We start from the raw sequence: 21,789 nt of genomic DNA, 5'->3' as shown, positions 1-21,789 counted from the left end.
TGATCGGATGCTCATTCGCGAAGCCACCCCCGAGGACTGGCCGGCCATCTGGCCCTTCTTCCAGGCCATCGTCGCCGCCGGCGAGACCTTCCCCTACCCCTTGGACATGCCCTCCGAGTTGGGCCGGGAGTGGTGGATGCACTCCGCCCCCGACCACACCGTGGTCGCGGTGGACGAGGACGGACGCGTCCTCGGCACCGCCACCATGAACCGCAACCGCCCTGGCAACGGCTCGCACGTGGCCAGCGCCAGCTACATGGTCGACCCGGCCCACCACGGCCGCGGCATCGGGCGGACCCTGGTCGAGTACTCCCTCGACTGGGCCCGCCGAACCGGCTACCGCGCCATGCAGTTCAACGCGGTGGTCGCCAACAACCACCACGCCGTGAAGCTCTACCAGTCGCTCGGCTTCGAGATCGTCGGCACCGTCCCCGAGGCCTTCCACCACCCGGTCGACGGCTACGTCGGCCTGCACGTCATGTACCGGCCGCTGTAAGGGACTTACCCCCGACCTACTCCTCGATCGCCCCGCCGACCCGTCGCAGGTGCTGCCGGAAGCTGTACGACGGGTCGGCCGCGCGCCGCTCCAGGTACTCGTCGAAGGCGGTCTGCTCGCGCAGCGTGTCCCCGGCGGCGATCCGCTCGGCCTGCGCCCGCTCGGTCCGGGCGATCCCGACGGCCGCCTCCAGCACCTCCTCGACCCGGTCGGCCGGCACGAACACCACCCCGTCCGCATCCGCGAACACCACGTCCTCAGAACCCACCAGGTGCGGCCCGACCCGCGCCGACACCAGCGCCTCCGGCTCCCGCCCGTCCAGCCGCACCGGCCCCAGCGGCAGCGCCCCGTAACTGAACACCGGCAGCCCGATCCCCACCAGCTCGGCCGTGTCCCGGTGCAACCCCCACACCACGATCCCGGCGACCCCGGCGGCCCGGGCCTCCAGCACCGCGAGGTCCCCGACGCAGGCCTCGTCCGTGCGCCCGCCGTTGTCGATCACCAGCACGTCCCCGTCCCGCGCCGCCCCGTACGCCTCCAGGAACACGTCCACGCTCCCGTAGTGCCGCACCGGCAGCACCCGACCCGCCACCCGGGCCCCCGGCACCACCCCGCCCACCCCCACCGGCGCCGCCCGCAGCCCCACCCCGACCCGCACACACGCATCCGCCACCACCGCGGTGGACAGCCCCTCGAACGCCTTCAGCATCCCCAACTCCTCCCACCAAAAGCCCAGTTGACCAGCACCGGAATCCTAAGCCGAACCCCAAACTCACACCATCGAGTGAAAGTCCGCCGTGCACTGCATAACCCGGCCTGGCGACGAATAGCGTGACGCCCATCTGAAGGAGGGGCATCATGAGTGCTGTGGCGCATGAGCAACCGATCACGGGCTCCCCTTCTCAGGCCGACATCCTGCTGGAGAGCTTCCTGAGCCTGCACTCCCCCGAAGGCTTCCGAGCCGAGCTGATCGAGGGAGAGATCATCGTGGCACCACCGCCGGACGGCAGGCACGAGTACTACTTCGACCTGCTGATCGACGAGGTGAAGGCGAAGTCAGCGGTCCGCATGCAAGGTTCCGGCAACAAGGGGCTTCGATTGGCCAGGGGTGGTCTCTGCCCCAAGAACTACGTCATCCCGGACCTGACCTTTGCTCCGAGGGAACTCGACATCCTCTGGGACGCCCCTCCCTGGATGGACCCGGACGGGGTCGCGATGGTCGCCGAAATCACCTCCAGCAAGCCCGACCAGGACCGGATCACCAAGCGGCACTGCTACGCCCGGGCCGGCATCCCGCTCCACCTCCTCATCGACCGCGAGAAGTCGCAGGTCAGCCTCTTCAGCAAGCCACATCGCGAGGAGTACACCGAGGTCCACCTGGCGGCCTTCGGCGAACCGCTCGCCCTCCCCGCCCCGTTCGACTTCGACCTGGACACCAAGTACTTCCTCCGGCGCTAGACACACGAAACGGCCCGCACCCCTCCCACACAGGGGGTACGAGCCGCTCCGGCTTGCGGTGCGCGTCAGTTGCGGGTGGCCATGGCGCGCAGGAAGAAGGTGAGGTTGGCCGGGCGCTCGGCGAGGCGGCGCATGAAGTAGCCGTACCACTCTACGCATCGCTTCCGTCGACCTGGGCCGATTCATTCGAGCGGCACTCGCTGTGCTCGAAAAGCTCCTGACCTGCTGAGACAGTCTGAGACATCTTGAGACGCAGTACTACCGCCCTATGACGACTGGGCCCCTACAGGCACCCTACGAGGGCACCCGCCCTACACAGACTCTACGGAGACTGCTCCCCCGGAACGTACGGCCAGCCGTACCGATCGGCCGCCTTCTCGCGGAAACGCTCCAGGATCAGAGTGCAGGTCTCGCACGCCCGGATCGGAACGGTGCCCTGCTGCTGAAGTAGCCGGCCGACCACCGCCGTCCGCTCCACGTTCCGCCCACAGCGGTAGCACGTTCCCGGCTCCCACTCGTACGCAGCCAACACAACCTCGCGAGGCGTGGGGGTGCCAGGCACGTGCATGTCCTTCCTGAGGGATGGGAACAATATCGAACACACGTTCACGCTTCGGGTGCGCCCACCGATGATCCGTGTTGTTGGTCCACCTGTCCAGATCTGCGTTAACGCAGATCAGAAGCCATCTCTACGGTGTTGCCCAATGCCTCGCACGCCGTAGCCAAGGACCGCCCGCCCATGCAGCCCGCGCCGTACCAGCGCGTAGCCGCCGAGATCCGACGCCGGATCGCCGTCGGCGTATGGCTACCCGGGGATCAACTACCCTCTCAAGCGGCGTTAGCCACCGATCTTCACGTCAGCATCGCCGAAGCCCGCCGCGGAATGGCGCTGCTCCGAAAGGCCGGAGAACTCGAGGGCCGGCCACGTACGCGCCTCTTCGTGGCGCATCCTCCTGCTGTGCGCACACTCCTCGACCCCGATCGAGACTGGCCATACCGCGGCGGTGACGGAGCCACCGGCAGCTGCCGGGCCGACACCGACCTCGCCGAGCGTCTCCACGTGCCCGTCGGCGCGCGCCTCCGGTGGCGCCGAGACGAATGCCTCGACCCCGACTCCAGGCCCAGCCACCTCGTCACCACCTGGTGGAGAGGGGCCCGCGCCCAGACCTGGGCGCGATGCGACGCCGAGGCCCAGCTCCACCAGCTGACCGCCGACGAAGCCGAACACCTCGGCCTACCCCAAGGCGTCCCGGCCTGGCTGATCCAGCGGACCCGGTTGACCGCATCGGGGCGCCCTGTCGAGACGGCAGATATGGTCCTGCCGGCAGATCGCTGGCGCGTACGCCTTCGATAGACCTGGCCGGCCGTACCGCCGTACGACCGGCCAGGGGGCGCGCTACTCGCTCAGCATCGGCTCCATCAGGAACCCGATCCGGGCCGGCGCAGGCTCACCGTCAGCCCGGAGGACCGGCCGACCGAGCGCCGGCTCCGGATCGGGGTTCACCTGCTGCTGCCGGTACCACTCGACGACGTCCGCGTAGCGCGGGTTGATGTACTCACCCATAGGGGCGCCTCCTTGTCGGCTGTCCGGCAGCGTACGCGCCCGTTAGATGACGGACGGCTTGTTGCAGGGCTTCTCCGGCTTCGGCATGGGCCGGATCGTGCAGGAGGGCGCGTGCTGGCAGTTCGCCGCCACGGACACGATGGAGTCGTCGGTGGGCGGGCGCCACAGTTCCGGGTCAACCTTGAACCCAGCGGCCCGGATGGCGTCCTGAGTCTGCTCCAGGATGTCCGGGTCGAAGTTCTCCGGGTCGAAGCCAGGGCTGTGGTGAACGAAAGCTCCTTCCCGCGCGCACAGTTCGGCGTAGGGCTCGGTGTGGATGATGAAGGCGTGCCAGCCCTCGTCCACGGTCCGGGACGGCGCCATGGCCAGGCGGGGGGTTCGGGCGCCGGTGACGACGAACGCGATCGCCTCGGTGGCGATGCGCTCCGCCATGTCGACTGCCATGCCCGCATTGTTGTCGAGCAGGGTGGACACGATGGAGTCGAACGTCGCCTCGCTCACGAGCGACCTCGGGGTACTGGACATGCTGGTGCTCCTCTCGGTGGTATGCGAGTGGTGCGGCCTCCCAGACCTGGTGTCGTCGTCAGGCCCAGGAGGAGACAGAGGGGTGGCGTCAGAACGGCTCGTCGTCCTGGTCGCCGTCCGGGTCGGGGCAGTGTTCGACGATCGCGATGTGTGCGGTCAGGTCCTCCACCCATGGGCCGTAAGTCCATGCCCCGCAGAATCGACACTGGCCGAGCTCGACCCGCCCGCCGGCTTGGACCGACGGCCCGGCGTCGGCGCTCATCTGGTGCCGCCGGGCAGGTGTCGGGCACAGGAACAGTCGCCGTGGCCACAGAGGCATGTCAGTACACGAACGCGGGCCTCGTTCCAAATGCCGCCGGGGCACCCGTGATGAGCGCCGAGCTGGCACTCCGGCGAGACGTACCGGCCGGCCTGGCTGACATCGCAGCGGATGATGATGCTGTCCGGCGGGGGCGGCCAGGACGCCACGACGGCAGTCACGGCGCCTCCTCGAGACACTGGGGGTGGGCCACCACAGCCCAGCTGAGCGGGGCGGACCCTGGTCTCGTCTCCATGGGGTAGTGGCCGGCGGGAATCAGCTCGCCGTCCTCGCCGCCGCATCGAATGCAGGCGATGCCCTGGAGTTGGGCTCTGCTGGGAGAAGGTGATTCCGTCACGACTGAATCGTCGGCTCACCTGGCGGGACGTCATACCGCGTTTGCGGGACGTTTGGGACGTCTCTGCGGTACACCTTGAAACGTCCCGACTGTGAGAGGCGAGCCCGTGACCAGCCCACTCCGCGACGCGATGGCCCGTGCCAACATGACCGAGTCCCAGCTCGCGCGGGCCGTTGGCGTTGACCCCAAGACGGTCAGTAGATGGATCTCCAACCCGCAGCGCGAGCCTCACGCCCGGCACCGTGCGGCGGCCAGTCGGGCCCTCGGCGAGGAGGAGACCGTGCTCTGGCCGTCCGTGCAGCAGTTGGTGAAGTCGGGCCCGGATCGGGAACTGGTGCAGATGTACCCATACCGGTCGGCGGCACCCGCCACGCTGTGGCGTCAGCTCGCGAAAGAGGCGACCCGAGAACTCGTGTTCGCCGGGTACACCAACTACTTCCTGTGGCTGGAGCACGCTAACTTCGGGGCTCTCCTGCGCAAGAAGGCAGCGGCGGGCTGCCGCGTCCGGTTCGTCCTCGGCGACCCGGCCAGCCCGATCACCCGGCAGCGCGAGATCGAAGAGGACGTGCCGCTCACCCTCTCCACCCGCATCGAGGTCACTCTCTCCGAGCTGGCCAAGCTTCGCGACACCAACATCGAGGCCCGGTACGAGACTGGGCACGTGAGCCTGTCGGCGTTCCGCTTCGACAACGACATGATCGTCACGCCGCTGCTGCCCGGTAGGATCGGCCACGACGCCCCGATGATGCACCTCAGGCGGGCCCAGGACGATGGCGTGTTCGACCGATTCGCCGGTCACATTGAGGATCTCTGGGGGCGCGGCCGCGACGTGTGGACGATCCCGGAGGTGGAACATGCCCAGGCGTGACTACGAGGACGACCCGAACGCCCCGAAGCCGAACTCGCTGGTCCCGGCCGCGAGCGTCGTCGTGGTCGACGATGCCGGCCGCGTGCTTCTCCAGCGTCGCACCGACAACGGCATGTGGGCGCTCCCAGGCGGCAAGATGGACCTGGGCGAGTCCCTCGGCGACTGCGGCGTCCGCGAGACGTACGAGGAGACCGGAATCCGCGTTGAGATCACCGGCATCGTCGGCACCTACACCAACCCTCGGCACGTTTTCGCCTACGACGACGGGGAGGTCCGCCAGGAGTTCTCCATCTGTCTGCTCGGCCGACCGGTCGGCGGTGAACTGCGTGTCTCCGATGAGTCCCACGAGGTCGCATGGTTCACCCCGGCTGAGACGGACGGGTTGCCGATGGTGCCCAGCATCCGCAAGCGGCTGGCCGACTGGCGGGCTGGAGCCATCCCGGTAGTGCGCTGACCTGCCCTGTCTGCCGCCGCCCGTACCATGGCGGTATGCCCAAGCCTCTGCCGCTCCCGGATGACCTGCTGCCCCTCCACGTTGCCGTGGTTGAGGCCGACCGGGCGATGACTACGACCCGCGAGGCCGGCGGCGACGTGGACGCCGCACGGGACACCTACATCGACCGGGCACTCGCCCTCCGCGCCCACCCCATCTGGGAGGAAGCCCGGTCCGGGGCCTGCTACGCGCAGACCTGGCAGGCCAGCCTCGACGCCGCCAAAGCCCACCTCGACGGCGAGCAGGCCGCGGCCTGACCCGTTTGGTCACAGCTCGGCCAAACCACCCCCAAACGGCACGCCCACGCCGATACGGTCCCCCCACCACCCGCACCACGTCCCAGGGGGGACCATGCGCCGCACCACCCTCACCCTCCTCACCACCGGCCTCCTCGCCGCCACCGCCGCCTGCTCCAGCAGCACCACGGACAGGCCGGCCGCCCCAACCCCGACCCTCACGGCCGCAGCGTCGGCCGCAGGCACAGCGGCCGCAACCGGGAGCCCGAAGGCCGCCCCGCCCGCCGCCGGTCAGGACGCCGCAGCCATCGCCGCGAAGATCAAGAAGGTGGTCCACACCGCCGCCACCACCACGAACATCACCGCCGCCGACGACCCCAACAAGCTCCTCGGCCGGCCACACCAGTACACGTCCGCGACCGTCATCACCGACAGCCGCATCGAAGACGCCAACGCGAAAGGCGCCGACCGCGGCGCAACCGTCGAGGTCTTCGCCACCGCCGAGGACGCGAAGGCCCGCGCCGCCTACATCGAGGCCATCGGCAAAGCCCAGCCGATCTTCGCCGAGTACGACTTCCTCCATGGCACGGTGCTCGTACGCGTCGCCAAGGCACTGACCCCGGACCAGGCCGCCGAGTACGACAAGGCCGCCGGCTGACGACACGACGAAACGCCCCCGCCCTCCCGGAGGAGAGCGGGGGCGTTCTACTGCCCGCGAGCGCGGGCCCAACAAGTCGTTGAAACAAGGCCATGAGCCATCCCCGCGAACGCGGGGCCGGGGCCCTGACACCCCCGCATCGGCGGGGAGAGCTACCAACCTGAGCGAAACGCTGCATCGCCCTGCGGTACACCCCCGCAGCGGCGGGGAGGGCACTACTATCCCACATCGGGTGGTGAATCGTCAGCCGGTCGCCTCAAGGCGTGCGGACGCTGCCTCCCGCAGCCACTGGGCCCGCGACACGCCCGCTGCCTTTGCCGCCGCGTCGATGCGCTCCAGCAGCTCCTCCGGATACGCAACGGCGATCTGCGGCCCGACCGCCGGCCGGCCGACAGCGGGCCCGGCCTCCTCCTCCAACGCCCCGAAGTACCTCTCCAGAACGTCGGTGGACTTGTCGGTGTTGTTCCTGACCAGCCATTCCTTGGCCTGTTCGTCGGTCAGGTACTCGTAGTACTCGGGGCCGTTGAACTCGCTCCGGCTGTCGTAGTGCCTCACCCAGCGGCCTCGACTGGTACGCAGAAGCTCCTCGTACCCGACCTGAAGACCGGACATGACACCGCGGTGATTGTTGCCGTCCCACTGCCGGTCCTCATCGATGGCCTCAGTGCAGGAGTCGCGGTCGAACCATCCGACCAGCTTGCCCTGGTCGTCGCTGTACGTGTCGCGGTTGTAGACGTTGATGCGCTTCATGGTTGGGCTCCTAGGGTTGGGCGATCAGAGGGCTGCGATGGCGGTACGGATGCCAGCGGCCACAGCGTTGAAGAGCTCCTCGCGAGAGGCGATGCGGGACTCGGTGTAGCCGTAGCGGCAGTGAAGCTGTCCGTCGGCAGCGTCGAACCAAATCTTGTCGATCGAGCCGAGGAGGAGGCCTGCCTGCCGGTTGGAGATGAGTTCGCCCTCGTAGATGGCGGAGGCGATGTTTCCGGTCTTGTAGTGGCTGGTCTCCAGGCCTGCGAACTCGGCCCAGTTGTTGATGTAGACGCGGTCCTTGCCGTTCTTCTGCCAGCGGTTGCCACCGATCGCAGTCATCGTGTCGACGCTGTAGATGACGGGTCGGCGCTTGCGGAAGATCTTGCCAAGGTCGATGCGCCTAATGAGGGAGTGGGAGTCGATGACCCAGCGGCCGGCCTGCTTGACGGCGGCAACGACCCCGCGGCGGCACCAGGTGCGGATGGTGGCGATGGTGACGCTGGCCTGGTCGGCCGCCGCAGTGGTGGTGATGGCAGTCATCCTCGCCCTCCTCGCGATTTCTAATATTGAGAATAGGAGCCGCCTGACTGGTTGTCAATATGGAAAAGGCGCCCCCGCCCGGCACGTGGCCGAGCGGGGGCGTGGTGGTGTCAGGGGTGGAGTGCGGCGTACACGGCCGCGGCCGCCCCGACGAGACCGCCCAGGGCACCCAAAGCCGGTAGCGGCCAACGGTTGCGTTTCAGGGACTCAACGTCGGCTCGAAGTTGGGCGATCTCCGCCTCGGTGACGGCAGACTGTTCGACGGTACGGAGCCGGGTCTCGTGATCGGCGATGCCGGCCGTAGCCGTGTCGAGCTTCGTTTCGAGCCTGGTCAGCACCACCAGCAGATCCACCGTCGTCGGGCTCGGGGAAGGGCTCGTCACTCACGGCTCCCAGTGGGCGGGGCGGCCAGCGGCGGCACAGCCGGGGCCGGCGGCATCGGCACCTGCGGCGGGGCCATTCGCAGCCAGGACGGCAGCCACGCGTCCACCCCCGGCAGGGCCATGACGTGGGTGATCGCGGCGGCGACCGCGAGGACACCACCGACGCCAGGCAGCGTGTCCGACAGGCCGGCGGTGTGGACGAGTAGCGGCAGGTTGGCGGCGAACGAGAGAACGAGAGCGAAGACCGTACGGACGGTGCGGCGAGCGGAGTCGGACATCTCGGCCTCCTGTCAGGCGCGCAGGGCGCGGTCGTAGGCGGCGAGCTGGTTGAACTCGTCGTCGCTGCCGAGGGCGATGTAGTAGTCGGGGGTGGGCTGGCCCCAGAGACTCCACTCTGCGGCGGTGATCTGCCGGGTGAAACCGGTCGGCCAGATGCCGAAGACCTCGTTGCCGTGGCCCTGCTGAGGGTCGCCCTTGACGAGGATGATGCCGTCGGGACGGTTCATGGTCATGCTCCGATCGCGTGGTAGGCGCGCGGCCGGCGGCGGCGCGCGGGTGCAGGGGCGGGTGCCGGCGTCGGGGTGGGCACGGACGCCGGGGTGCTCGGGATGGGCGCGGGCGCGGGGCTGGCGAACGAGAGGGCCCAGCTGCGGAGTTCGGTGGCGGACCCGAGGTGGCAGTAGTCGGAGTCGACGGGCTGGTCGGAGTACTGGTGGAACAGCCACGGGGCCCGAATGCCGGGGTCGCCAGCAGCGCGGCCAGCGGTAGCGATCCACAGGAAGTCGCCGAAGTAGCCGGTGGTGTCGATGCCCTGCCAGTAGCTGGTGTTGCAGTACATGCCGACGGGGTTGTGCGGCATCCGGGCCTTGACGTAGCGCAGCCACGCTTCCTTGTAGGCGAGCTGGGCGGCTCGGCTCACGCCCTGGTTGGCCGGGTCATAGCCCTCCCAGTCCAGGACAATGAGGTCGCCCGGCTGCCACGCCACCTGGGAGAGGAAGTAGTCCGCCTCTGCCTGGGGCGAGTTGGCCATGTGGGGGTAGTGGTAGCCGCCCCACACGAGGCCGGCGACCTTGGCGTGGTCGCGCTGCTGTACCCAGCGGGGGTTGGTGTACGACAGGCCTTCGGTGATCTTGGTGAACACGAACGAGAGGCCCGAGGCATCGGGCTGAGCTCCCTGGTAGCTGGCCCAGTCCTGGCCGTAGATACCCATCAGATGGTCTCCTGGGTCTGGGTGACATGGGCCTTGAGGTCCTCGTGACGGTCGGCGTGACGGGCCTCCGCACGCTTCTGCTCGGCCAGGACCAGCAGCGACACCGTGGCGGAGATGACGTTGGTGTAGTTACCGCCAATCAGCTCGAACGCCTGGTTGCCACCCTGGGTCAGCAGACCCGCCCCGAGGAACAGCAGGGCGAGGATGTGCCACCGGCTGATGGACAGGGCCTCGACCGCGGCCAGCAGCCGGTCGACGGCCACGTTGAGGCGGCTCACGTGATCAGCCCCGGCACGTACAGCTGGGCGGTCCAGTCCGCGTGGGACGCGGTGTGCGCGCCGCCGTGCCCGCGGTGGTGGAACGAGCACAGCCACCGGAACTCACCCGGGCTGGACTCCAGCCACTGGGCGACCTCCTCGGCCGTGGCGTGCTCGCTGATCTCCGGGAAGTCCCGGTGCAGAGCCACCGGGTCTGCCGCGTTAGCGGTGGCGAACTCCAGAACAGCGTGGTGCAGTTCGAGGCCGCCGGCGCACTGCTCATGGCCAGCCCGCTCGCCGACGTAGCACACCGCGCCCTGGCGGTGGTGGCGGCGGAAGGCCTCGAACGCGGCGTAGTGCGGGTCGTCGGTGCGGGGCTCGTGGGCGGGAAAGTGCATGGTGTACCGGTGGGTGGCGGCTTGGTCGTGCGCCGCAACCTCGGCGTGCTGGTGGGAGGGGCTCATGGTGTCTCCGGGCATGGGAAAGCCCCGGCGTCGGCCAGGGCAGGAGAGCGGTCAGGAGAGAGCGGTGGGCCCCGCCGTCGGCGCCGAGGGCTGGATCGGCACAGCCGGGGCGGAAGCCGGCGTGGGAACGACCCAGCCGGTCGGGAGGGTCTCGGTGGCGTGGGTCGGAGGCGCGGTGGTGCTGATCGGTTCGGGGGTGCAGCCGCAGGCCGGGAGGCTGCCTGCCGTACCGACGCAGCTGGGCTGATGAACGTGGGCGGCGCCGTCGAGGGTGATGGTGTGGCCAAGGCAGGCGAAGACGGCGTCGATGTCGTCGTCGGCGCGGCGGCGGCGCCACTGGACGGCAGGGGGCTGGGTGCAGCCGGTGATCCAGCAGGCGGTGGTCATGGTGAGCTCCTGTCAGGCGTGCATCCAGAAGACGAACATGCCGGTCTGGCCCGGGTTGGTGTTGAGGGAGCTACCGCAGGTCTGGTAGCCGAACATGTCGATGTAGTCGGTGGTGCCGTTGCATAGGACGGGAGCAACGGCACGGATGGTGGTTGTGATGCTGGCGTCCGCGGCCTGGTTGGCGCTCTGTCCGAGGTTGACGGTGCTGCCGTTCTTGCGGATTTCGAGGTCGCGGCCCCCGGTGGCGTTGGCGGCAAACCCGATGGAGGCAACGACGAGGTACCAGCCGGCCACGGTCGGGGTGTAGCGGTTGTTGTTGGTGACGTTGGAGTGCCCGGCGTAGGTGTCGATGACCGTGGTGTCCATACCGATGGTGGTGATGCTGCTGTTCGGGATGGACTGCACGGCGGACTGGTAGGCCACGAACACCGGCGGGTTGAGCACGAAGCTGAGGCCGTTGTAGACGTTCGCGTTCCACAGGGCGGCGGTCTCGTAGCTGCCGGGTGTCACGCTGGCCGGGATGGGGACGGGCAGGGGCAACGGGTCCTCCGGCTGGGTTAGTAGGAAAAGGCGGTGGAGTCGAATCGGGCGACGCTGTCCCAGGTGGTGGGGTCGGTGACGCCGGCCGGGAGCGGCTCGCACACCGTGTCGCCCACGCTGTGGTTCTGGGCGGTGGCTGCGGTGAGGGTGATGACCGCGGTCGTCCAGCCGGCCGTGGTGGTGCCAACTGACTTCACCGTGACGGTCTCCTGGTTGGCGGTACCGAGCCCGAGGACGAGCTGCTGGCCCTGCCCGAGCTGAGATGCGGCCGGGTTGGTGTTGTCCGCTCCGGCGTTGATGGTGATTGTGGTGGCACCGGCCGCCGGGGAGCCGTTCAGAGTGGTGTGGAAGCTCGCCAGCAGCCCGTACGGGGTCAAATCTGCGGGCGAACACTGCAGGGTGAGGTAGGCGTCGCCGTTGTCGCCGAACTCCCAGCTCAGGGATTCGATGAAGCATTCGATCTGGATCGGGCTGGCAGGTGCCGGGGGACGCCGCATCACCCGCACCCGGGTGCCGAGTTCGAGGCCCAGGCACGCTGCCCAGATACTCGGGTTGGCGCTCACGTGGATCTTGAGCGCCGCGATCCGGACAGCCGGCTGCTTGTATCGGCTGGTCAGGTAGTTCGCAGCATCCTGGCACTCCTGCGTACTGCTGGAGTTGATGGTGCGGGTCAGAGACCTCTGGAAGTAGCTGGTTTGGGACGCACTGTCCGACCCGGTGAAGATCTGGCTGCTACTTGCCTGGGTGATCTTGACAATGTTGGCCAGCCGGGTTGGATCGTAGTCCAGCTGGCAGTCCTCGTAGGGCACTTCGCCGGCCGCAGCCTGCTCGCCGAAGACGACGGCCGGGGTAAGGGCGTTATACCGGGCACTTCGGGCCCGGAACGTCAACGTCCCGTCGGCCGCGAAGAACTGCTCGCCGTTCTCCGTGTCGGTGACCGACTGGAGCGCGGTCATCACGTCCTGACCTGCGACAGCTGCAGGGCCCATGCTCCGCGTCAGCCCGGACTGGATTTTTGTCGGGCCGGTGTAGCCGGCCCACCCAAGGATCCGCTGGTACCTGGCATCCGAGGAGTCGCCGGTGAACGAACTCCGCCAGGCCGTGTACACCGCCGTGATGTCGTTCCCATAGAACCCGAACGGCCATTCGGCGACATAGCTGATGTCGCCCTGGTAGTTCCACAAGGTCTCGCCGCCATAGACGGGGTCAACCCAGTTGCCCACTGAGTCCCACTGCAGCCCGGTGGGGGTGATGGTCGTTGGCGGAGTGAAGTAGGAAGCGCCGTTGCCGTCTTGGGAGATGAAGACGAAGCTCCCGGACTGCGACAAGCCGAAGATCAACAGATGCCAATTGCCATCGGCACAGTTCGTGGCGCCGCCGGCGGTGTAGTTGGTCGAGACCCCGTTCGGCCCCGACAGGAAGAGACCAGGCTGGCCCGCCGAGTTCAGCGCGACGGTGATCTGCGACCCCGCCGGGTAGTGGCCAGACCGCTGGCTGTCGGTCGAGCACCAGATCGTGGCGTGGTCGGCGGGGAGCGGGCCGGTGTACCGGAAGGCAATCATCCGGGTCCACTCAGCCGGGTTGGCCGGCCCCCGAATGCCGGCCTGGTCCAGGCTGATGAACGTCGCCGGGTTGGTCGCGTAGACCCCCGGGTTGGGATTGGTGACCGTGGCCACCGTGCCGCTGCCGCCGATGTAGGTGCCGCCCGGACTCACTGAGGTGATCTGGCTGCCGAGGACCAGACTTCCCGGGCCGAACTTCGAGGCCGCGAGTGGAGCTGGAGGATAGGCGCCGATCGAGTCCGCACACGACTGGGAACCCTGAGGATCCGCAAGCGTATACAGGAACCGCGGGTTGCGGGTGTCGATCTCCTCAGTCAGCGGATCCCGCAGGATCTGCTGACTGAGCAACGAGATCGCGTCCACCGACGTGGTCTGGACCGTGCCGTACGTGCCGTTCATCGTCCAGGACGACGGGTAGCGCTCGACATACCCGGCGTACAGGGGATACCAGGTGTTGGGCGCCGTCCAGGTGGAGGCCGTGGCGCCGCGCTCCAGCTGCCAGCCATCCACCTGGACGTTAACCGCCGCAGTGGTTGTCGCAGCGAGAGCGAGACCGGTGATGAGGAGAGCTGTGTTGGCCCCGAGGGTGACGGTGACCGAAACCTGGGTCCAGGCAGCAGTCGCGGAGCCGACCAGCGTCACCGGCGTGCCCGTCGTACGGGTGGCCACCCTCGCCGCGTTTCCCCACGAGATGTACGGCGCGACCTGGACCGTGGTCGACGGGGTGATATTCCTGACCTGCAACTGGACGGTGTAGGTGGCGAGTCGCTCGCCACTTGCCTGGTACGTGAAGACGACAGGTGTCGCGGAGGCCGAACCGTTGGGTACCGCGAACTGGAAGACGCGGTTTCCCTGCCACGCGCTGGGCGACGCGACGATCTGACCGTTGCCGCTATCCGTAGTCGAGTAGATCCCGATGCCGAACTGGGAGTTGATGGTGCCGATCGAGAACCCGCCGAGATCGCCCCCGGTTGCCTGAACCTGCGTCAGCAAATTTGGGGTCGGCGGCCACTGGGCCCGCACCCGCAGCGGCTGGTACGGAGCTATGTGGCCATACCAAGGGCCGCCCGTATTCGCCGGGTCCAGCGCCCCATCCGTGTTGACCAGCGCCAGATCTGTTGTGCCGGCCCGGATCTGGTCCAGCTCATACTGCCGACCCCGTCGAATGGCAACCCGCCCCCGGCTCCTGGACGTGACATCCGCCAACAGCTCAGACGGAACGGCAGCCCCGTTGACGTTCCAGGCGGCCCCCCAGCTGTACTGCATGAGCGGCCAGGTCCCATTGGTGGCCATGGGGACCTCCTATCGGCGTGCGTAGTTCTGCCAGGTCGTGGAGTTGCGCATGCCGAGCTGGTACATCTGCTTTTCCAACGTGTCCCGCAGGTCAGCCTCGGACAGGACGCTGCCCTGGACGGTCACGTTGACCACGACGACCGATCCACCCCCCGCTGAGGCGCCTCCGGCCACGGCAAGCCCCGATGCCCCGCCGGCGGCGAGCCTGCCGGTGAGACCGCTGGCGAGGTTCGTCACCGAGTCGGCGGCAACCTGCCCGTGGTCGTCGATCCCCTGGGCAATACCGTGCGGGATCCACTTCCCGACCTCGGCCGCGAACACCTTCGAGGGAGAGGAGATACCGAGGAAGCTTTTCGCCGCGTTGAGCGCGTCCTCGGCAATTCCCTTGAGGGCATGCGCGATTTTGCCCGCCCCATTTTTGATTCCGTTTACGATCCCCATGACGAGATCTCCCCCGAGATGCCAGAATTTCTCTGCGATGCCGGAAACAGCGTTCCAGGCGTCGTTGAACGCGTTGCTGATCACCTGGGATATCTGGTTGAAGATGTCAGAGACCTTGTGCCAGACGTCCATCGCAGGATCGACGATCTGCTGCCTGATCCCGCTCCAGATCTCGCTGGCGAACCCCTCGATCTCGTGCCACTTCCGGGAGAGCCACGATGAGGCCTCCGACCACAGGCCCGCGACGATGTGCCAGCCGGACACCAAAGGTTGGACGATAGCGTCCTGAACGAGACCCCAGACGAAGCGGGCCGCATCCAAGATGTAGTTCCAGGCGCCGACGAAGAAATCACTAACGGCGTTCCAGACGGTCGTGGCAACGGAAATGATCTGCTCGTGGAAATGATTCCAGATCGCAATGATCACTGCCAGGACCGGGAAGAAGATCACCAGGAGCAGTGGCCACCATTTCCTGAAGAACGCCGAGATGCCGTTCCAAATGGTCGTCGTGACGCTCGCGATGGCATTCCAAGCCCGCTCGATTCCGTGCCAAACCTTCTCTGCGGCGCCAGCCAGAGAATCCCAGATCGACTGCAGCGTGTGCCACACCGCCGCCGCCGCCTGCTCGACAGCGTGGAACGCCGACAGGACGATCCGACGGAAGGCTTCGCTGTGGTTGTAGGCGTAGACCAACCCGGCAACAAGCGCAGCCAGCGCGACGACGATTAGAACGATCGGGTTCGCATCCATCACCATGTTCAGCGCGGCCTGGGCCGCCGCCATGACCTTGGACGCCGCCGCGGCCAGCTTCTGGCCGAGCTCAAAGTCCCGAACCGCCCGCGTGGCAGCCGCGAGGCCCGTGCCGATGTCTCGAATTCCCTTGACCGCCCCCACGACGGCGCCGGTGGCGAAGGTGACGACAGCCGCGGTCAGGACGCCGCCGATGACTGCGGCCAGTGCCTCGGCCACAAGCTTGTGCTGCAGGAAGAAGTTCGTGACCGACAGGACGACCGGGATCAGCTTCGTGCCGATCGTGATGGCCGCGGTTTCCAGACGCTCCTTCAGCTGGGACATCTGGAAGTTGAACGTCTTCTGGATGTCAGCCCAGCCGTTGATGTCCTTACCGGCTCCCTGCCCGGCGGCACCAACGGTTTTGACGTTCTTTTCGAAATCCCCCATATTTTCGCCGCCGAGCATCAAGGCGGTATTCAGGCCGGTAGCCCCGCCCATCATTTTTTTCATGCTCGCGTTGAAGGTTTCCTCGGCTGGGCCGCCGGCCTTCAGCTGCTGGTTGAACCCCTGACTCTTGTTGATCAAGGTCGCGAACTGCGAGGCCAAGTTGGCCTGATCGACCGGCAGACCCTTGAGGTCCGCCCGCCAGTCGCCCATCGAGATCTTCCCAGCCTGGAACTCCTTGGCCAGGCTCTGGAGGGACTTCGGCATCGACGCGATCATCGCGTTCGCGTCGGCCGCCGCCTGCTTCGAGGTGTTGAAGGTTGACAGCAGCACCGTGCCCGCGGGCCCCATGTGCTGCAGCACTGCCTGCTGCAGCAGGTCGATCGTGCCGGTCAGGCCGCGCTCGCCCAACTTGGTGGAGATGTCGACCGAGCTGAGCCCGAGGCGCTGCATCTCCTGCACGGCGACGTTGTTCGGTGCTTGGAGGGATCGGATCGAGAACGCGAGTTCCTGGGTCGCCTCGCGCGCCGACGTGCCGTGGTTGGTCAGCGTCGCGATCGCGCCGCCGACCTGGTCAAAGCCCACGTGCGCGGACGAGGCGATCGGCAGAACCGTGGCGAGGCTGGACGAGAATTCGCTGAACGTCATCTTGCCTGCGCCGACCGCCGCGACCATCTGGTTGGTGATGGTCGTCGCCTGCTCGGCCGGCAGGTGGTAGGACTTCAGGGCTGACGTGACCGCGTTGGACACCTCGGCCAGCGGCGCCTGCTCAGCTCGGGCGCCCTCCGCCGCGGCCTTCAAAACGGTCAACCCGTCCGCCCCGTGGAAGCCCGCGCTCTCCACGAGGTACATGCCGTCAGCGAGCTGCTTGGTGCTGGTGCCCGTGTCAACCGCGAGGCGCTTGACGCCCTCGGACACCATGCCGAGGTTCTTCTCACTCTCACCCGCGGTCGTGGTGAGCTTGAGCATGCTGGCCTGGAAGTCGCCGGCCATCTTGATCGAGACGCCAGCAACGGCGATGCCAGCAGTCGTGGTTGCGGCACCGAGCTTGGTCATCATGCCGCCCAGGCCGCCCATCTTGGCGACGAAGGACTCGCCCTCCTCGGAGGCGCCCTTCATCCCCGCCATGAACGGCGCGGTCTCGGCCCGCAGGATCACGAACAGGTCGGCAACCTCGGAGGCCATGAGTCACCCCCCGAGTGATCTACTCCGAATCGGAGTCAGCTAGAGCTGCTTCCAGCCCTCGCCGTAGGCCTTGCGGTAGATGGCGGGCGCCGCGACGTGCACCCCGAAGGCGAAGGCCGTGGTCAGGAAGGGGTACTTGGCGCCGTTCTTGAGTCCGTTCTCCAGGTAGGAGCCGTACTTGCTGCTCGGGGTCCGGCCGTACGGGGGCGCCATGCCGGGCTGGGTGCCGACGCGGACCTCGGCGCCGGTCGCCGTGCGGGCGACGTTGGTGCGGGCCAGCGAGCGCACCAGGGTCCCGGAGATCTGCGCGGGCCCCTCGCCAGGGCGGGCCGGCGTCGGGGTCCCCCAGGCGTGCGAGCCGTTGCTGGCGTTGGTCTTGGCCTGTTTGAGGATCGCGTCGGCCAGCTCCGCGAGGGCGATTGGCGTTCGGGCGATGCCCTGCGCGCCGACCTTCGCGAAGACCGCTGTCATCACCCCAGGTTGAAGCTCAGGCACCGGCCCCCCTCCCGTTCGCACGTTCCTGGGCGGCTTGCTCAGCCTGGCGGCGGGTGAGCAGTAGATCCCACGTGAACTGGCGCACGTACCAGGGCGTGTTCTGTAGCTCCCGCCACGTCCAGCCGGTGGCCAGCATGATTTCGAAGTCGACGACCTCGTCCGGTGGCGGGCCGGAAGACCACGTCCCGTCGTAGATACTCTCGGCGGGCCAGAGCACCTCATTCAGGTACGGGTCATCCGGCCCTAGGCTCCCGCGCTGGTGGTCTCCTTGAGCTCGGCGGCCATGCGGTTCTGGATCTCCATCGGCAGCTTCGCGACCAGGTCGGCCGTGGCCGGCAACGGCAGCGGCGGCTGGTCGTCGTCGAGGCTGGTCGCGTCGTAGACGTGCCAGCCAATGACCAGCTTCGCGAGGATGGCGATGCCGGCCTGGAACGCCTCCTCTGGGGTGGCGTCGTTGGGGGTGTCAGCCATCAGCGCCTGAGCCGGCACCGTCTTGGGGTTGCGCATGACCACGCGGATGGGCTCGTCGCCAGGCTCGGTGAGCTCGGGGAAGTTGAGGGTAATGACGCGGTTGGCGTACCCAGCCATTTGTGCTCCTTGAGGGGGGTGGGGAAGGGGTCCCGGCGCGGCCTTGGGCGCGTCCCCGCGCCCTCAACGCTTGCGCGCCCGTGGCCGCGCCGGAACGTTTGAGGGACCGCCGTTAGTAGGCGGTGGTCTGGAAGTTCTGCAGGACGGCCTGGACGGCGCCGCCGTCGGTGGTGTTGTAGATCCCCGCGATGCTGAAGTCCGCCTGGGCGTACGTGCTGCCCAGGTCGCGCTTGCCCTTGAAGTAGCCGCTCTTGGACATTGTCAGGGCGAGGGACTGGCCGCCGCGGGCAACGGGCTGCTGCAGGGTCGCGGTGGTCGCGGTCTGCGTGTAGTTGAGGTACAGGCCGAGGTCGGTCTGACCCTCGAAGATCGCCTTGTAGGTGCCATCGCATTCCAGTGGTCCCGCGAAGATCTCGCGCGGGGCCTGGACACCGTCGCTCGACTGGATCGCTTCCACGGCCCGCTTGATGGTCATGTCGAGCGTCAGACCGCGGGTGCTGGACGACCCCGCGTTGCTCATCAGCCAGCTCCAGCCGAGCAGCGGGTCGTACGTGCTGAAGGTCGGCGTTGTCGGGGACTGCGTCACCGACGGCATGCTCGTCGCCTTGGCGGAGAGCTGAACGCCGCCCTTGGGGTCGATCTTGAGCTGCAGGTCACTCCACCGCACGTACGAGCAGCTGACCGTCTGCGTCGTGTCGAACAGCGTCAGGCTGTACGTCGGCAGCGGGCTGGAGGACTGCTTGAAGGTGTGCGTCGTCGGCGTCGTCACGGCGGCGCTCGACGCGTGCGCCAGTGTCAGGCCAACGCGGTTGGCGCCGATCTTGCCGAGCACGGTGGTCACGTTGCTGGTGTACGGGCCGGTACCAGTCGCGGCACCGTCGGTCCACGCGTACTCAACGTTGGTACCGGTGTCGAGCCGGATCACGGAGCCCGCCGGGAGGGAGACCGCCGTCTGAATGGCCGTGGCGCCCACTATGGTTGCCGTCGACAGGGTGGTCACGGTGGCCGGGGTGACGGTGTCCGGGCCGATCATGCCCGCGAAGAAGTGCCCGGCGAGGTCGGGGTAGACGAGCAGGTCGAGGGACCAGGTGGCATGCACGGTGCCCTGGTACATGCCCTGCAAGATCGTGTCGTTGCCTCTGATGCTCTCGTCTTTGATCTCGGTGAACTGATCCTCGAATTCGCCCTTGGTGAAGGGAATGCCGACGGTCGGCGCCACGTAGGTGCCAGCCACGGTTTCCCTGGCGAGGCCGAGTGTGGCGAGACGGGAGATCTGGGTCACGGCGTGGGCTCCTCACCGGACGGGGCCGGCGCGGCGGCGGCCTTCCTGCTGGGCTTGGGGTCCGGCGCGGGGGCCGGGTCGGCGGGGACGGGCTCGAAGCCGGCGATCGGGATGTGCCAGTTGACGGTGTCGCCGGGGCCGACGGTCGCCGGGATCGCCGGAACGTCCACCGGATCCGGCCCGGGGTTGCGCTGCAGGTAGGGGGCCGTGTCGGACACGGGGATCCTCCGGGAGGGTGGGGCGGGTGTCAGGCTGTGTAGTCCTGGTCGTCCGCGGTGTAGGTGACGGTCGCGGTGAGGACCCCGGCGTTGACGGCCTGCGCCGGGTCGCCGTACTCGACGGCGATCACCGTGTTCGGGGGCGCCTCCGCCACAGTGAGGAACCGGCCGCCGTGGCTGTGGTCGGTGACGAACCCCTCGATGCGCTGCACCAGCAGATAGAGGGCGTTGTCGAACGCGGTCTGTTCGGTCTCGGCGATCTGGGTACCAGTCGTGGTCGCACCGATCGGCCAGTACGCCACCAGGTGCATCTGATAGCTCGGCAGGCGCCGGCCGATCGAGAGCCGCTCGGTCTGCCAGCGGCGCCGCAGCACGTACAGCTGGGTCTTCTGGGCGGCGGGGGTTCGGGGCATGTACGCCTGGATCACGTCCCACGGGCCGCCGTTCGCGGTCAGCAGGGAGGGAAGGCCGTCTCCGTGGGCGGACAGCCAGGCGGCCTCTCGCGTGACGGCGTTGGCCGGGGTGTTGGTCACCGTCGCCTCCTGCGGGTCTGCGTGCGACGGTGGGCGCGCCTGGTTGCGGCGGCCTTGGCGCGGGCGGCGGCGGACATGCGGTGCCCGCGGCGATGCTTGCCGCGCATCCGAGCGGAGAGCTTGGCCCTGGCGGCAGGCGACATGGGCTTTCGGTGGCCGGGCTTGCGGTGGCGGCCCTTCATCCGGGCGGCCAGCTTCGCCCGCGCGGCCGGGCTCATCTTGTGGTGCGCGCCTTTGTGCTTCCGGCCCTTCAGCTTGGCGCGGGCAGCCGCGGACAGGGTGCGGTGCTTGCCCTTCAGCTTCGCGGAGAGCTTGGCCTTCGCGGCCGAGGAGAGCTTGTGCCCGGGGTGGTGGCGGCCCTTGAGCTTGGCGGACAACTTCGCCCTGGCGGACGCCGACAGCTTGTGGCCAGCGTGGTGCCGCCCCTTGAGCTTCGACGAGATCTTCGCACGGGCCGACGCCGACATGGCGTGGCCACGGTGCGGCCGCTTGCTGCCCTTCATGCGAGCGGAGATCTTCGCCCGGGCCGCAGCGGACAGGTGGCGCCGGGTCGTGTGCTGGGCGCCCGACGGCTGAGGAGTACCCCACACGGCGGTCAGCCCTGGTAGTCGGCGCAGATGGCGTGCGCGTCCGCAGCGAGAGCGTCAGGGTCATGCCCGTGGCCGGCCATCGTCGGGTCCAGCTCCCGGACCGCAATCGAGGCGGCCATGTACTTGCAGGCCCTGACCAGGTCGGCGGGGCTGGTGCTGTAGCCGCCGCCGTACACGTACGTCACGTAGCTTCCGACCGGCAGGAACGTTCCGATCGGGTACCAGATGTGCCCGGTGTCCGGGTCCGGGCCCCGCACGTTCGCGAGGTTCACCACCTGGTCGCCACCGTAGGAACGGTGGATGGTGATCGACTGCAGACTGTAGGTCCACATCTCTGGGTAGTGCGGGGCGAACTGCTGCAGCCACCCGTGGCGGACGAGGCTGGTGGTGCCCATGGCGTCGGCGTAGGAGCGTCCCAGCGTCCCGGCGAGGTCGAGGGGTACGTTCCCCGAAGCGATGTACTCGTCCGGATCGATGCCGGTAGATCGCTCGGTCTCCGTCAGGCCGGTGAACGGCGCGAGGCGGCGGCCAGCGGCGCGCTCACAGAGCCGGGTCGACTCGAACATCAGGTCTTGCTGCACCTGCGGGGAGGTGTAGGAGCGTACGAGGTCCGCGAACGCACCCTCCTGGAGCTGCGCGAACGTTGCGAGCGGGGTGGGTGTGTCCGCGGCCATCGGCTACTCCTCCACGATGGTTTCGGCGGCCGGGGCGGCGGGTGCCACGTAGGCCTTGACGCCCTTCGGCAGTTCCGGCACGGCCTCGAACTCGCCGGGCTGGATGGTGACCAGCTCGTGGGCGTGTTCGGGGCTCATCTCGACGTACTCGCCGCCCTTGGGCCACTGGTAGCCGTGGGAGGTGGAGCCGGGGTTGCGCTTGGTGACGAACACGAGTGCTCCCGCTAGGGGTTGGGTGCCGGCCGCCGCGTGGAGTAGTCGCGGCGG

The 21,789-nt window shown here is 68.1% G+C and carries 32 protein-coding genes; 7 read left to right on the top strand and 25 right to left on the bottom strand.

What is annotated here, in order from left to right; translation table 11 throughout:
• Positions 1 to 7 precede the first annotated feature (7 nt).
• Entirely contained in the window at positions 8 to 496 is a 489-nt protein-coding gene (locus ACFQ87_RS14760) for a GNAT family N-acetyltransferase (RefSeq protein ID WP_380611116.1), read from the top strand.
• A 16-nt stretch (positions 497 to 512) separates the two neighbouring features.
• Here the strand turns inward: ACFQ87_RS14760 and ACFQ87_RS14755 are convergent, their stop codons facing one another.
• Positions 513 to 1,205: an RraA family protein gene (locus tag ACFQ87_RS14755; RefSeq protein ID WP_380611115.1), complete on the bottom strand. Its 693-nt coding sequence runs from the start codon at positions 1,203 to 1,205 to the stop codon at positions 513 to 515.
• A 149-nt stretch (positions 1,206 to 1,354) separates the two neighbouring features.
• Here ACFQ87_RS14755 and ACFQ87_RS14750 point away from each other — a divergent pair, with 149 nt between their 5' ends.
• Both ACFQ87_RS14750 and ACFQ87_RS14745 read left to right on the top strand, forming a co-directional pair.
• The gene (locus tag ACFQ87_RS14750; RefSeq protein ID WP_380611114.1) at positions 1,355 to 1,954 is read left to right on the top strand and encodes a Uma2 family endonuclease; all 600 of its coding nucleotides are present in this window, start codon (positions 1,355 to 1,357) and stop codon (positions 1,952 to 1,954) included.
• A gap of 739 nt (positions 1,955 to 2,693) precedes the next feature.
• On the top strand, positions 2,694 to 3,308 hold the full coding sequence (locus tag ACFQ87_RS14745) for a GntR family transcriptional regulator (protein ID WP_380611113.1): 615 nt from the start codon (positions 2,694 to 2,696) through the stop codon (positions 3,306 to 3,308).
• Between the two features lie 42 nt (positions 3,309 to 3,350).
• On the opposite strand, the gene ACFQ87_RS14740 is transcribed toward ACFQ87_RS14745, so the two are convergent.
• The 3 genes from ACFQ87_RS14740 to ACFQ87_RS14730 form a co-directional block, all read right to left on the bottom strand.
• Positions 3,351 to 3,518, bottom strand: coding sequence for a hypothetical protein (locus ACFQ87_RS14740; protein WP_380611112.1), 168 nt, complete (start codon positions 3,516 to 3,518; stop codon positions 3,351 to 3,353).
• Positions 3,519 to 3,560: 42 nt separating this feature from the next.
• Positions 3,561 to 4,043 (bottom strand): hypothetical protein, encoded by a 483-nt coding sequence (locus ACFQ87_RS14735; protein ID WP_380611111.1) that lies wholly within the window; start codon positions 4,041 to 4,043, stop codon positions 3,561 to 3,563.
• A gap of 88 nt (positions 4,044 to 4,131) precedes the next feature.
• Positions 4,132 to 4,305, bottom strand: coding sequence for a hypothetical protein (locus ACFQ87_RS14730; RefSeq protein ID WP_380611110.1), 174 nt, complete (start codon positions 4,303 to 4,305; stop codon positions 4,132 to 4,134).
• A gap of 500 nt (positions 4,306 to 4,805) precedes the next feature.
• Between ACFQ87_RS14730 and ACFQ87_RS14725 the strand changes: the two genes are divergently transcribed.
• From ACFQ87_RS14725 to ACFQ87_RS14710, 4 genes are all read left to right on the top strand, one after another.
• Positions 4,806 to 5,567 (top strand): helix-turn-helix domain-containing protein, encoded by a 762-nt coding sequence (locus ACFQ87_RS14725; protein WP_380611108.1) that lies wholly within the window; start codon positions 4,806 to 4,808, stop codon positions 5,565 to 5,567.
• Entirely contained in the window at positions 5,554 to 6,021 is a 468-nt protein-coding gene (locus ACFQ87_RS14720) for an NUDIX hydrolase (protein WP_380611107.1), read from the top strand. The genes ACFQ87_RS14725 and ACFQ87_RS14720 overlap by 14 nt, the downstream gene beginning before the upstream one ends.
• Positions 6,022 to 6,056: 35 nt before the next feature.
• Complete coding sequence (locus tag ACFQ87_RS14715) at positions 6,057 to 6,317, top strand: hypothetical protein (protein WP_380611106.1); 261 nt, start codon at positions 6,057 to 6,059, stop codon at positions 6,315 to 6,317.
• Positions 6,318 to 6,411: 94 nt separating this feature from the next.
• Complete coding sequence (locus ACFQ87_RS14710; RefSeq protein ID WP_380611105.1) at positions 6,412 to 6,954, top strand: hypothetical protein; 543 nt, start codon at positions 6,412 to 6,414, stop codon at positions 6,952 to 6,954.
• Positions 6,955 to 7,197: 243 nt separating this feature from the next.
• Here the strand turns inward: ACFQ87_RS14710 and ACFQ87_RS14705 are convergent, their stop codons facing one another.
• From ACFQ87_RS14705 to ACFQ87_RS14605, 21 genes are all read right to left on the bottom strand, one after another.
• Positions 7,198 to 7,704: a CopG family transcriptional regulator gene (locus tag ACFQ87_RS14705; protein ID WP_380611104.1), complete on the bottom strand. Its 507-nt coding sequence runs from the start codon at positions 7,702 to 7,704 to the stop codon at positions 7,198 to 7,200.
• A gap of 24 nt (positions 7,705 to 7,728) precedes the next feature.
• On the bottom strand, positions 7,729 to 8,244 hold the full coding sequence (locus ACFQ87_RS14700; RefSeq protein ID WP_380611103.1) for a hypothetical protein: 516 nt from the start codon (positions 8,242 to 8,244) through the stop codon (positions 7,729 to 7,731).
• A 110-nt stretch (positions 8,245 to 8,354) separates the two neighbouring features.
• Positions 8,355 to 8,597, bottom strand: a complete 243-nt coding sequence (locus ACFQ87_RS14695) for a hypothetical protein (RefSeq protein WP_380611102.1) — start codon at positions 8,595 to 8,597, stop codon at positions 8,355 to 8,357.
• Positions 8,598 to 8,623: 26 nt separating this feature from the next.
• Entirely contained in the window at positions 8,624 to 8,905 is a 282-nt protein-coding gene (locus tag ACFQ87_RS14690; RefSeq protein ID WP_380611101.1) for a hypothetical protein, read from the bottom strand.
• Positions 8,906 to 8,917: 12 nt separating this feature from the next.
• Positions 8,918 to 9,139 carry a hypothetical protein gene (locus tag ACFQ87_RS14685; RefSeq protein ID WP_380611100.1) on the bottom strand — a complete coding sequence of 74 codons (222 nt, stop codon included), beginning with the start codon at positions 9,137 to 9,139 and terminating at the stop codon, positions 8,918 to 8,920.
• Positions 9,136 to 9,837 carry a glycoside hydrolase family 25 protein gene (locus tag ACFQ87_RS14680; protein ID WP_380611099.1) on the bottom strand — a complete coding sequence of 234 codons (702 nt, stop codon included), beginning with the start codon at positions 9,835 to 9,837 and terminating at the stop codon, positions 9,136 to 9,138. Before ACFQ87_RS14680 ends, ACFQ87_RS14685 begins: the two co-directional genes overlap by 4 nt.
• Entirely contained in the window at positions 9,837 to 10,115 is a 279-nt protein-coding gene (locus ACFQ87_RS14675) for a hypothetical protein (RefSeq protein WP_380611098.1), read from the bottom strand. Before ACFQ87_RS14675 ends, ACFQ87_RS14680 begins: the two co-directional genes overlap by 1 nt.
• A complete protein-coding gene (locus ACFQ87_RS14670) occupies positions 10,112 to 10,558 on the bottom strand; it encodes a hypothetical protein (RefSeq protein WP_380611097.1) in 447 nt (148 codons plus the stop codon). Before ACFQ87_RS14670 ends, ACFQ87_RS14675 begins: the two co-directional genes overlap by 4 nt.
• Before the next feature lie 51 nt (positions 10,559 to 10,609).
• Positions 10,610 to 10,945 (bottom strand): hypothetical protein, encoded by a 336-nt coding sequence (locus tag ACFQ87_RS14665; RefSeq protein ID WP_380611096.1) that lies wholly within the window; start codon positions 10,943 to 10,945, stop codon positions 10,610 to 10,612.
• A gap of 12 nt (positions 10,946 to 10,957) precedes the next feature.
• The gene (locus ACFQ87_RS14660; protein WP_380611095.1) at positions 10,958 to 11,455 is read right to left on the bottom strand and encodes a hypothetical protein; all 498 of its coding nucleotides are present in this window, start codon (positions 11,453 to 11,455) and stop codon (positions 10,958 to 10,960) included.
• Between the two features lie 47 nt (positions 11,456 to 11,502).
• Positions 11,503 to 14,340, bottom strand: a complete 2,838-nt coding sequence (locus ACFQ87_RS14655) for a hypothetical protein (protein WP_380611094.1) — start codon at positions 14,338 to 14,340, stop codon at positions 11,503 to 11,505.
• Positions 14,341 to 14,349: 9 nt separating this feature from the next.
• The gene (locus ACFQ87_RS14650; protein ID WP_380611093.1) at positions 14,350 to 17,142 is read right to left on the bottom strand and encodes a phage tail tape measure protein; all 2,793 of its coding nucleotides are present in this window, start codon (positions 17,140 to 17,142) and stop codon (positions 14,350 to 14,352) included.
• 39 nt (positions 17,143 to 17,181) lie between these two features.
• Positions 17,182 to 17,613 carry a hypothetical protein gene (locus ACFQ87_RS14645; protein WP_380611092.1) on the bottom strand — a complete coding sequence of 144 codons (432 nt, stop codon included), beginning with the start codon at positions 17,611 to 17,613 and terminating at the stop codon, positions 17,182 to 17,184.
• A gap of 16 nt (positions 17,614 to 17,629) precedes the next feature.
• The gene (locus ACFQ87_RS14640) at positions 17,630 to 17,854 is read right to left on the bottom strand and encodes a hypothetical protein (protein ID WP_380611091.1); all 225 of its coding nucleotides are present in this window, start codon (positions 17,852 to 17,854) and stop codon (positions 17,630 to 17,632) included.
• A gap of 26 nt (positions 17,855 to 17,880) precedes the next feature.
• Positions 17,881 to 18,225, bottom strand: a complete 345-nt coding sequence (locus ACFQ87_RS14635; RefSeq protein WP_380611090.1) for a hypothetical protein — start codon at positions 18,223 to 18,225, stop codon at positions 17,881 to 17,883.
• A 112-nt stretch (positions 18,226 to 18,337) separates the two neighbouring features.
• Positions 18,338 to 19,507: a hypothetical protein gene (locus tag ACFQ87_RS14630; protein ID WP_380611089.1), complete on the bottom strand. Its 1,170-nt coding sequence runs from the start codon at positions 19,505 to 19,507 to the stop codon at positions 18,338 to 18,340.
• Positions 19,504 to 19,725: a hypothetical protein gene (locus ACFQ87_RS14625; protein ID WP_380611088.1), complete on the bottom strand. Its 222-nt coding sequence runs from the start codon at positions 19,723 to 19,725 to the stop codon at positions 19,504 to 19,506. Before ACFQ87_RS14625 ends, ACFQ87_RS14630 begins: the two co-directional genes overlap by 4 nt.
• A 29-nt stretch (positions 19,726 to 19,754) precedes the next feature.
• A complete protein-coding gene (locus tag ACFQ87_RS14620; RefSeq protein WP_380611087.1) occupies positions 19,755 to 20,258 on the bottom strand; it encodes a hypothetical protein in 504 nt (167 codons plus the stop codon).
• A complete protein-coding gene (locus ACFQ87_RS14615) occupies positions 20,255 to 20,761 on the bottom strand; it encodes an NUMOD3 domain-containing DNA-binding protein (protein WP_380611086.1) in 507 nt (168 codons plus the stop codon). Before ACFQ87_RS14615 ends, ACFQ87_RS14620 begins: the two co-directional genes overlap by 4 nt.
• 92 nt (positions 20,762 to 20,853) lie before the next feature.
• Positions 20,854 to 21,522: a hypothetical protein gene (locus ACFQ87_RS14610; protein ID WP_380611085.1), complete on the bottom strand. Its 669-nt coding sequence runs from the start codon at positions 21,520 to 21,522 to the stop codon at positions 20,854 to 20,856.
• A 3-nt stretch (positions 21,523 to 21,525) separates the two neighbouring features.
• The gene (locus ACFQ87_RS14605; protein ID WP_380611084.1) at positions 21,526 to 21,735 is read right to left on the bottom strand and encodes a hypothetical protein; all 210 of its coding nucleotides are present in this window, start codon (positions 21,733 to 21,735) and stop codon (positions 21,526 to 21,528) included.
• Positions 21,736 to 21,789: the final 54 nt, after the last annotated feature.

Source organism: Kitasatospora sp. NPDC056531 (assembly GCF_042794375.1).
Lineage (GTDB): Bacteria > Actinomycetota > Actinomycetes > Streptomycetales > Streptomycetaceae > Kitasatospora.
The sequence above is the reverse complement of the archived record's forward strand: the minus strand, read 5'-3'. Positions and strand labels throughout refer to the sequence as shown.

Coding starts and splice junctions, on each gene's coding strand:
- ACFQ87_RS14760 (WP_380611116.1), top strand. CDS start 8: ATGCTCATTCGCGAAGCCACCCCCGAGGACTGGCCGGCCATCTGGCCC.
- ACFQ87_RS14755 (WP_380611115.1), bottom strand. CDS start 1,205: ATGCTGAAGGCGTTCGAGGGGCTGTCCACCGCGGTGGTGGCGGATGCG.
- ACFQ87_RS14750 (WP_380611114.1), top strand. CDS start 1,355: ATGAGTGCTGTGGCGCATGAGCAACCGATCACGGGCTCCCCTTCTCAG.
- ACFQ87_RS14745 (WP_380611113.1), top strand. CDS start 2,694: ATGCAGCCCGCGCCGTACCAGCGCGTAGCCGCCGAGATCCGACGCCGG.
- ACFQ87_RS14740 (WP_380611112.1), bottom strand. CDS start 3,518: ATGGGTGAGTACATCAACCCGCGCTACGCGGACGTCGTCGAGTGGTAC.
- ACFQ87_RS14735 (WP_380611111.1), bottom strand. CDS start 4,043: ATGTCCAGTACCCCGAGGTCGCTCGTGAGCGAGGCGACGTTCGACTCC.
- ACFQ87_RS14730 (WP_380611110.1), bottom strand. CDS start 4,305: ATGAGCGCCGACGCCGGGCCGTCGGTCCAAGCCGGCGGGCGGGTCGAG.
- ACFQ87_RS14720 (WP_380611107.1), top strand. CDS start 5,554: ATGCCCAGGCGTGACTACGAGGACGACCCGAACGCCCCGAAGCCGAAC.
- ACFQ87_RS14715 (WP_380611106.1), top strand. CDS start 6,057: ATGCCCAAGCCTCTGCCGCTCCCGGATGACCTGCTGCCCCTCCACGTT.
- ACFQ87_RS14710 (WP_380611105.1), top strand. CDS start 6,412: ATGCGCCGCACCACCCTCACCCTCCTCACCACCGGCCTCCTCGCCGCC.
- ACFQ87_RS14705 (WP_380611104.1), bottom strand. CDS start 7,704: ATGAAGCGCATCAACGTCTACAACCGCGACACGTACAGCGACGACCAG.
- ACFQ87_RS14700 (WP_380611103.1), bottom strand. CDS start 8,244: ATGACTGCCATCACCACCACTGCGGCGGCCGACCAGGCCAGCGTCACC.
- ACFQ87_RS14690 (WP_380611101.1), bottom strand. CDS start 8,905: ATGTCCGACTCCGCTCGCCGCACCGTCCGTACGGTCTTCGCTCTCGTT.
- ACFQ87_RS14685 (WP_380611100.1), bottom strand. CDS start 9,139: ATGACCATGAACCGTCCCGACGGCATCATCCTCGTCAAGGGCGACCCT.
- ACFQ87_RS14680 (WP_380611099.1), bottom strand. CDS start 9,837: ATGGGTATCTACGGCCAGGACTGGGCCAGCTACCAGGGAGCTCAGCCC.
- ACFQ87_RS14670 (WP_380611097.1), bottom strand. CDS start 10,558: ATGAGCCCCTCCCACCAGCACGCCGAGGTTGCGGCGCACGACCAAGCC.
- ACFQ87_RS14665 (WP_380611096.1), bottom strand. CDS start 10,945: ATGACCACCGCCTGCTGGATCACCGGCTGCACCCAGCCCCCTGCCGTC.
- ACFQ87_RS14655 (WP_380611094.1), bottom strand. CDS start 14,340: ATGGCCACCAATGGGACCTGGCCGCTCATGCAGTACAGCTGGGGGGCC.
- ACFQ87_RS14650 (WP_380611093.1), bottom strand. CDS start 17,142: ATGGCCTCCGAGGTTGCCGACCTGTTCGTGATCCTGCGGGCCGAGACC.
- ACFQ87_RS14645 (WP_380611092.1), bottom strand. CDS start 17,613: ATGACAGCGGTCTTCGCGAAGGTCGGCGCGCAGGGCATCGCCCGAACG.
- ACFQ87_RS14635 (WP_380611090.1), bottom strand. CDS start 18,225: ATGGCTGGGTACGCCAACCGCGTCATTACCCTCAACTTCCCCGAGCTC.
- ACFQ87_RS14615 (WP_380611086.1), bottom strand. CDS start 20,761: ATGAAGGGCAGCAAGCGGCCGCACCGTGGCCACGCCATGTCGGCGTCG.
- ACFQ87_RS14610 (WP_380611085.1), bottom strand. CDS start 21,522: ATGGCCGCGGACACACCCACCCCGCTCGCAACGTTCGCGCAGCTCCAG.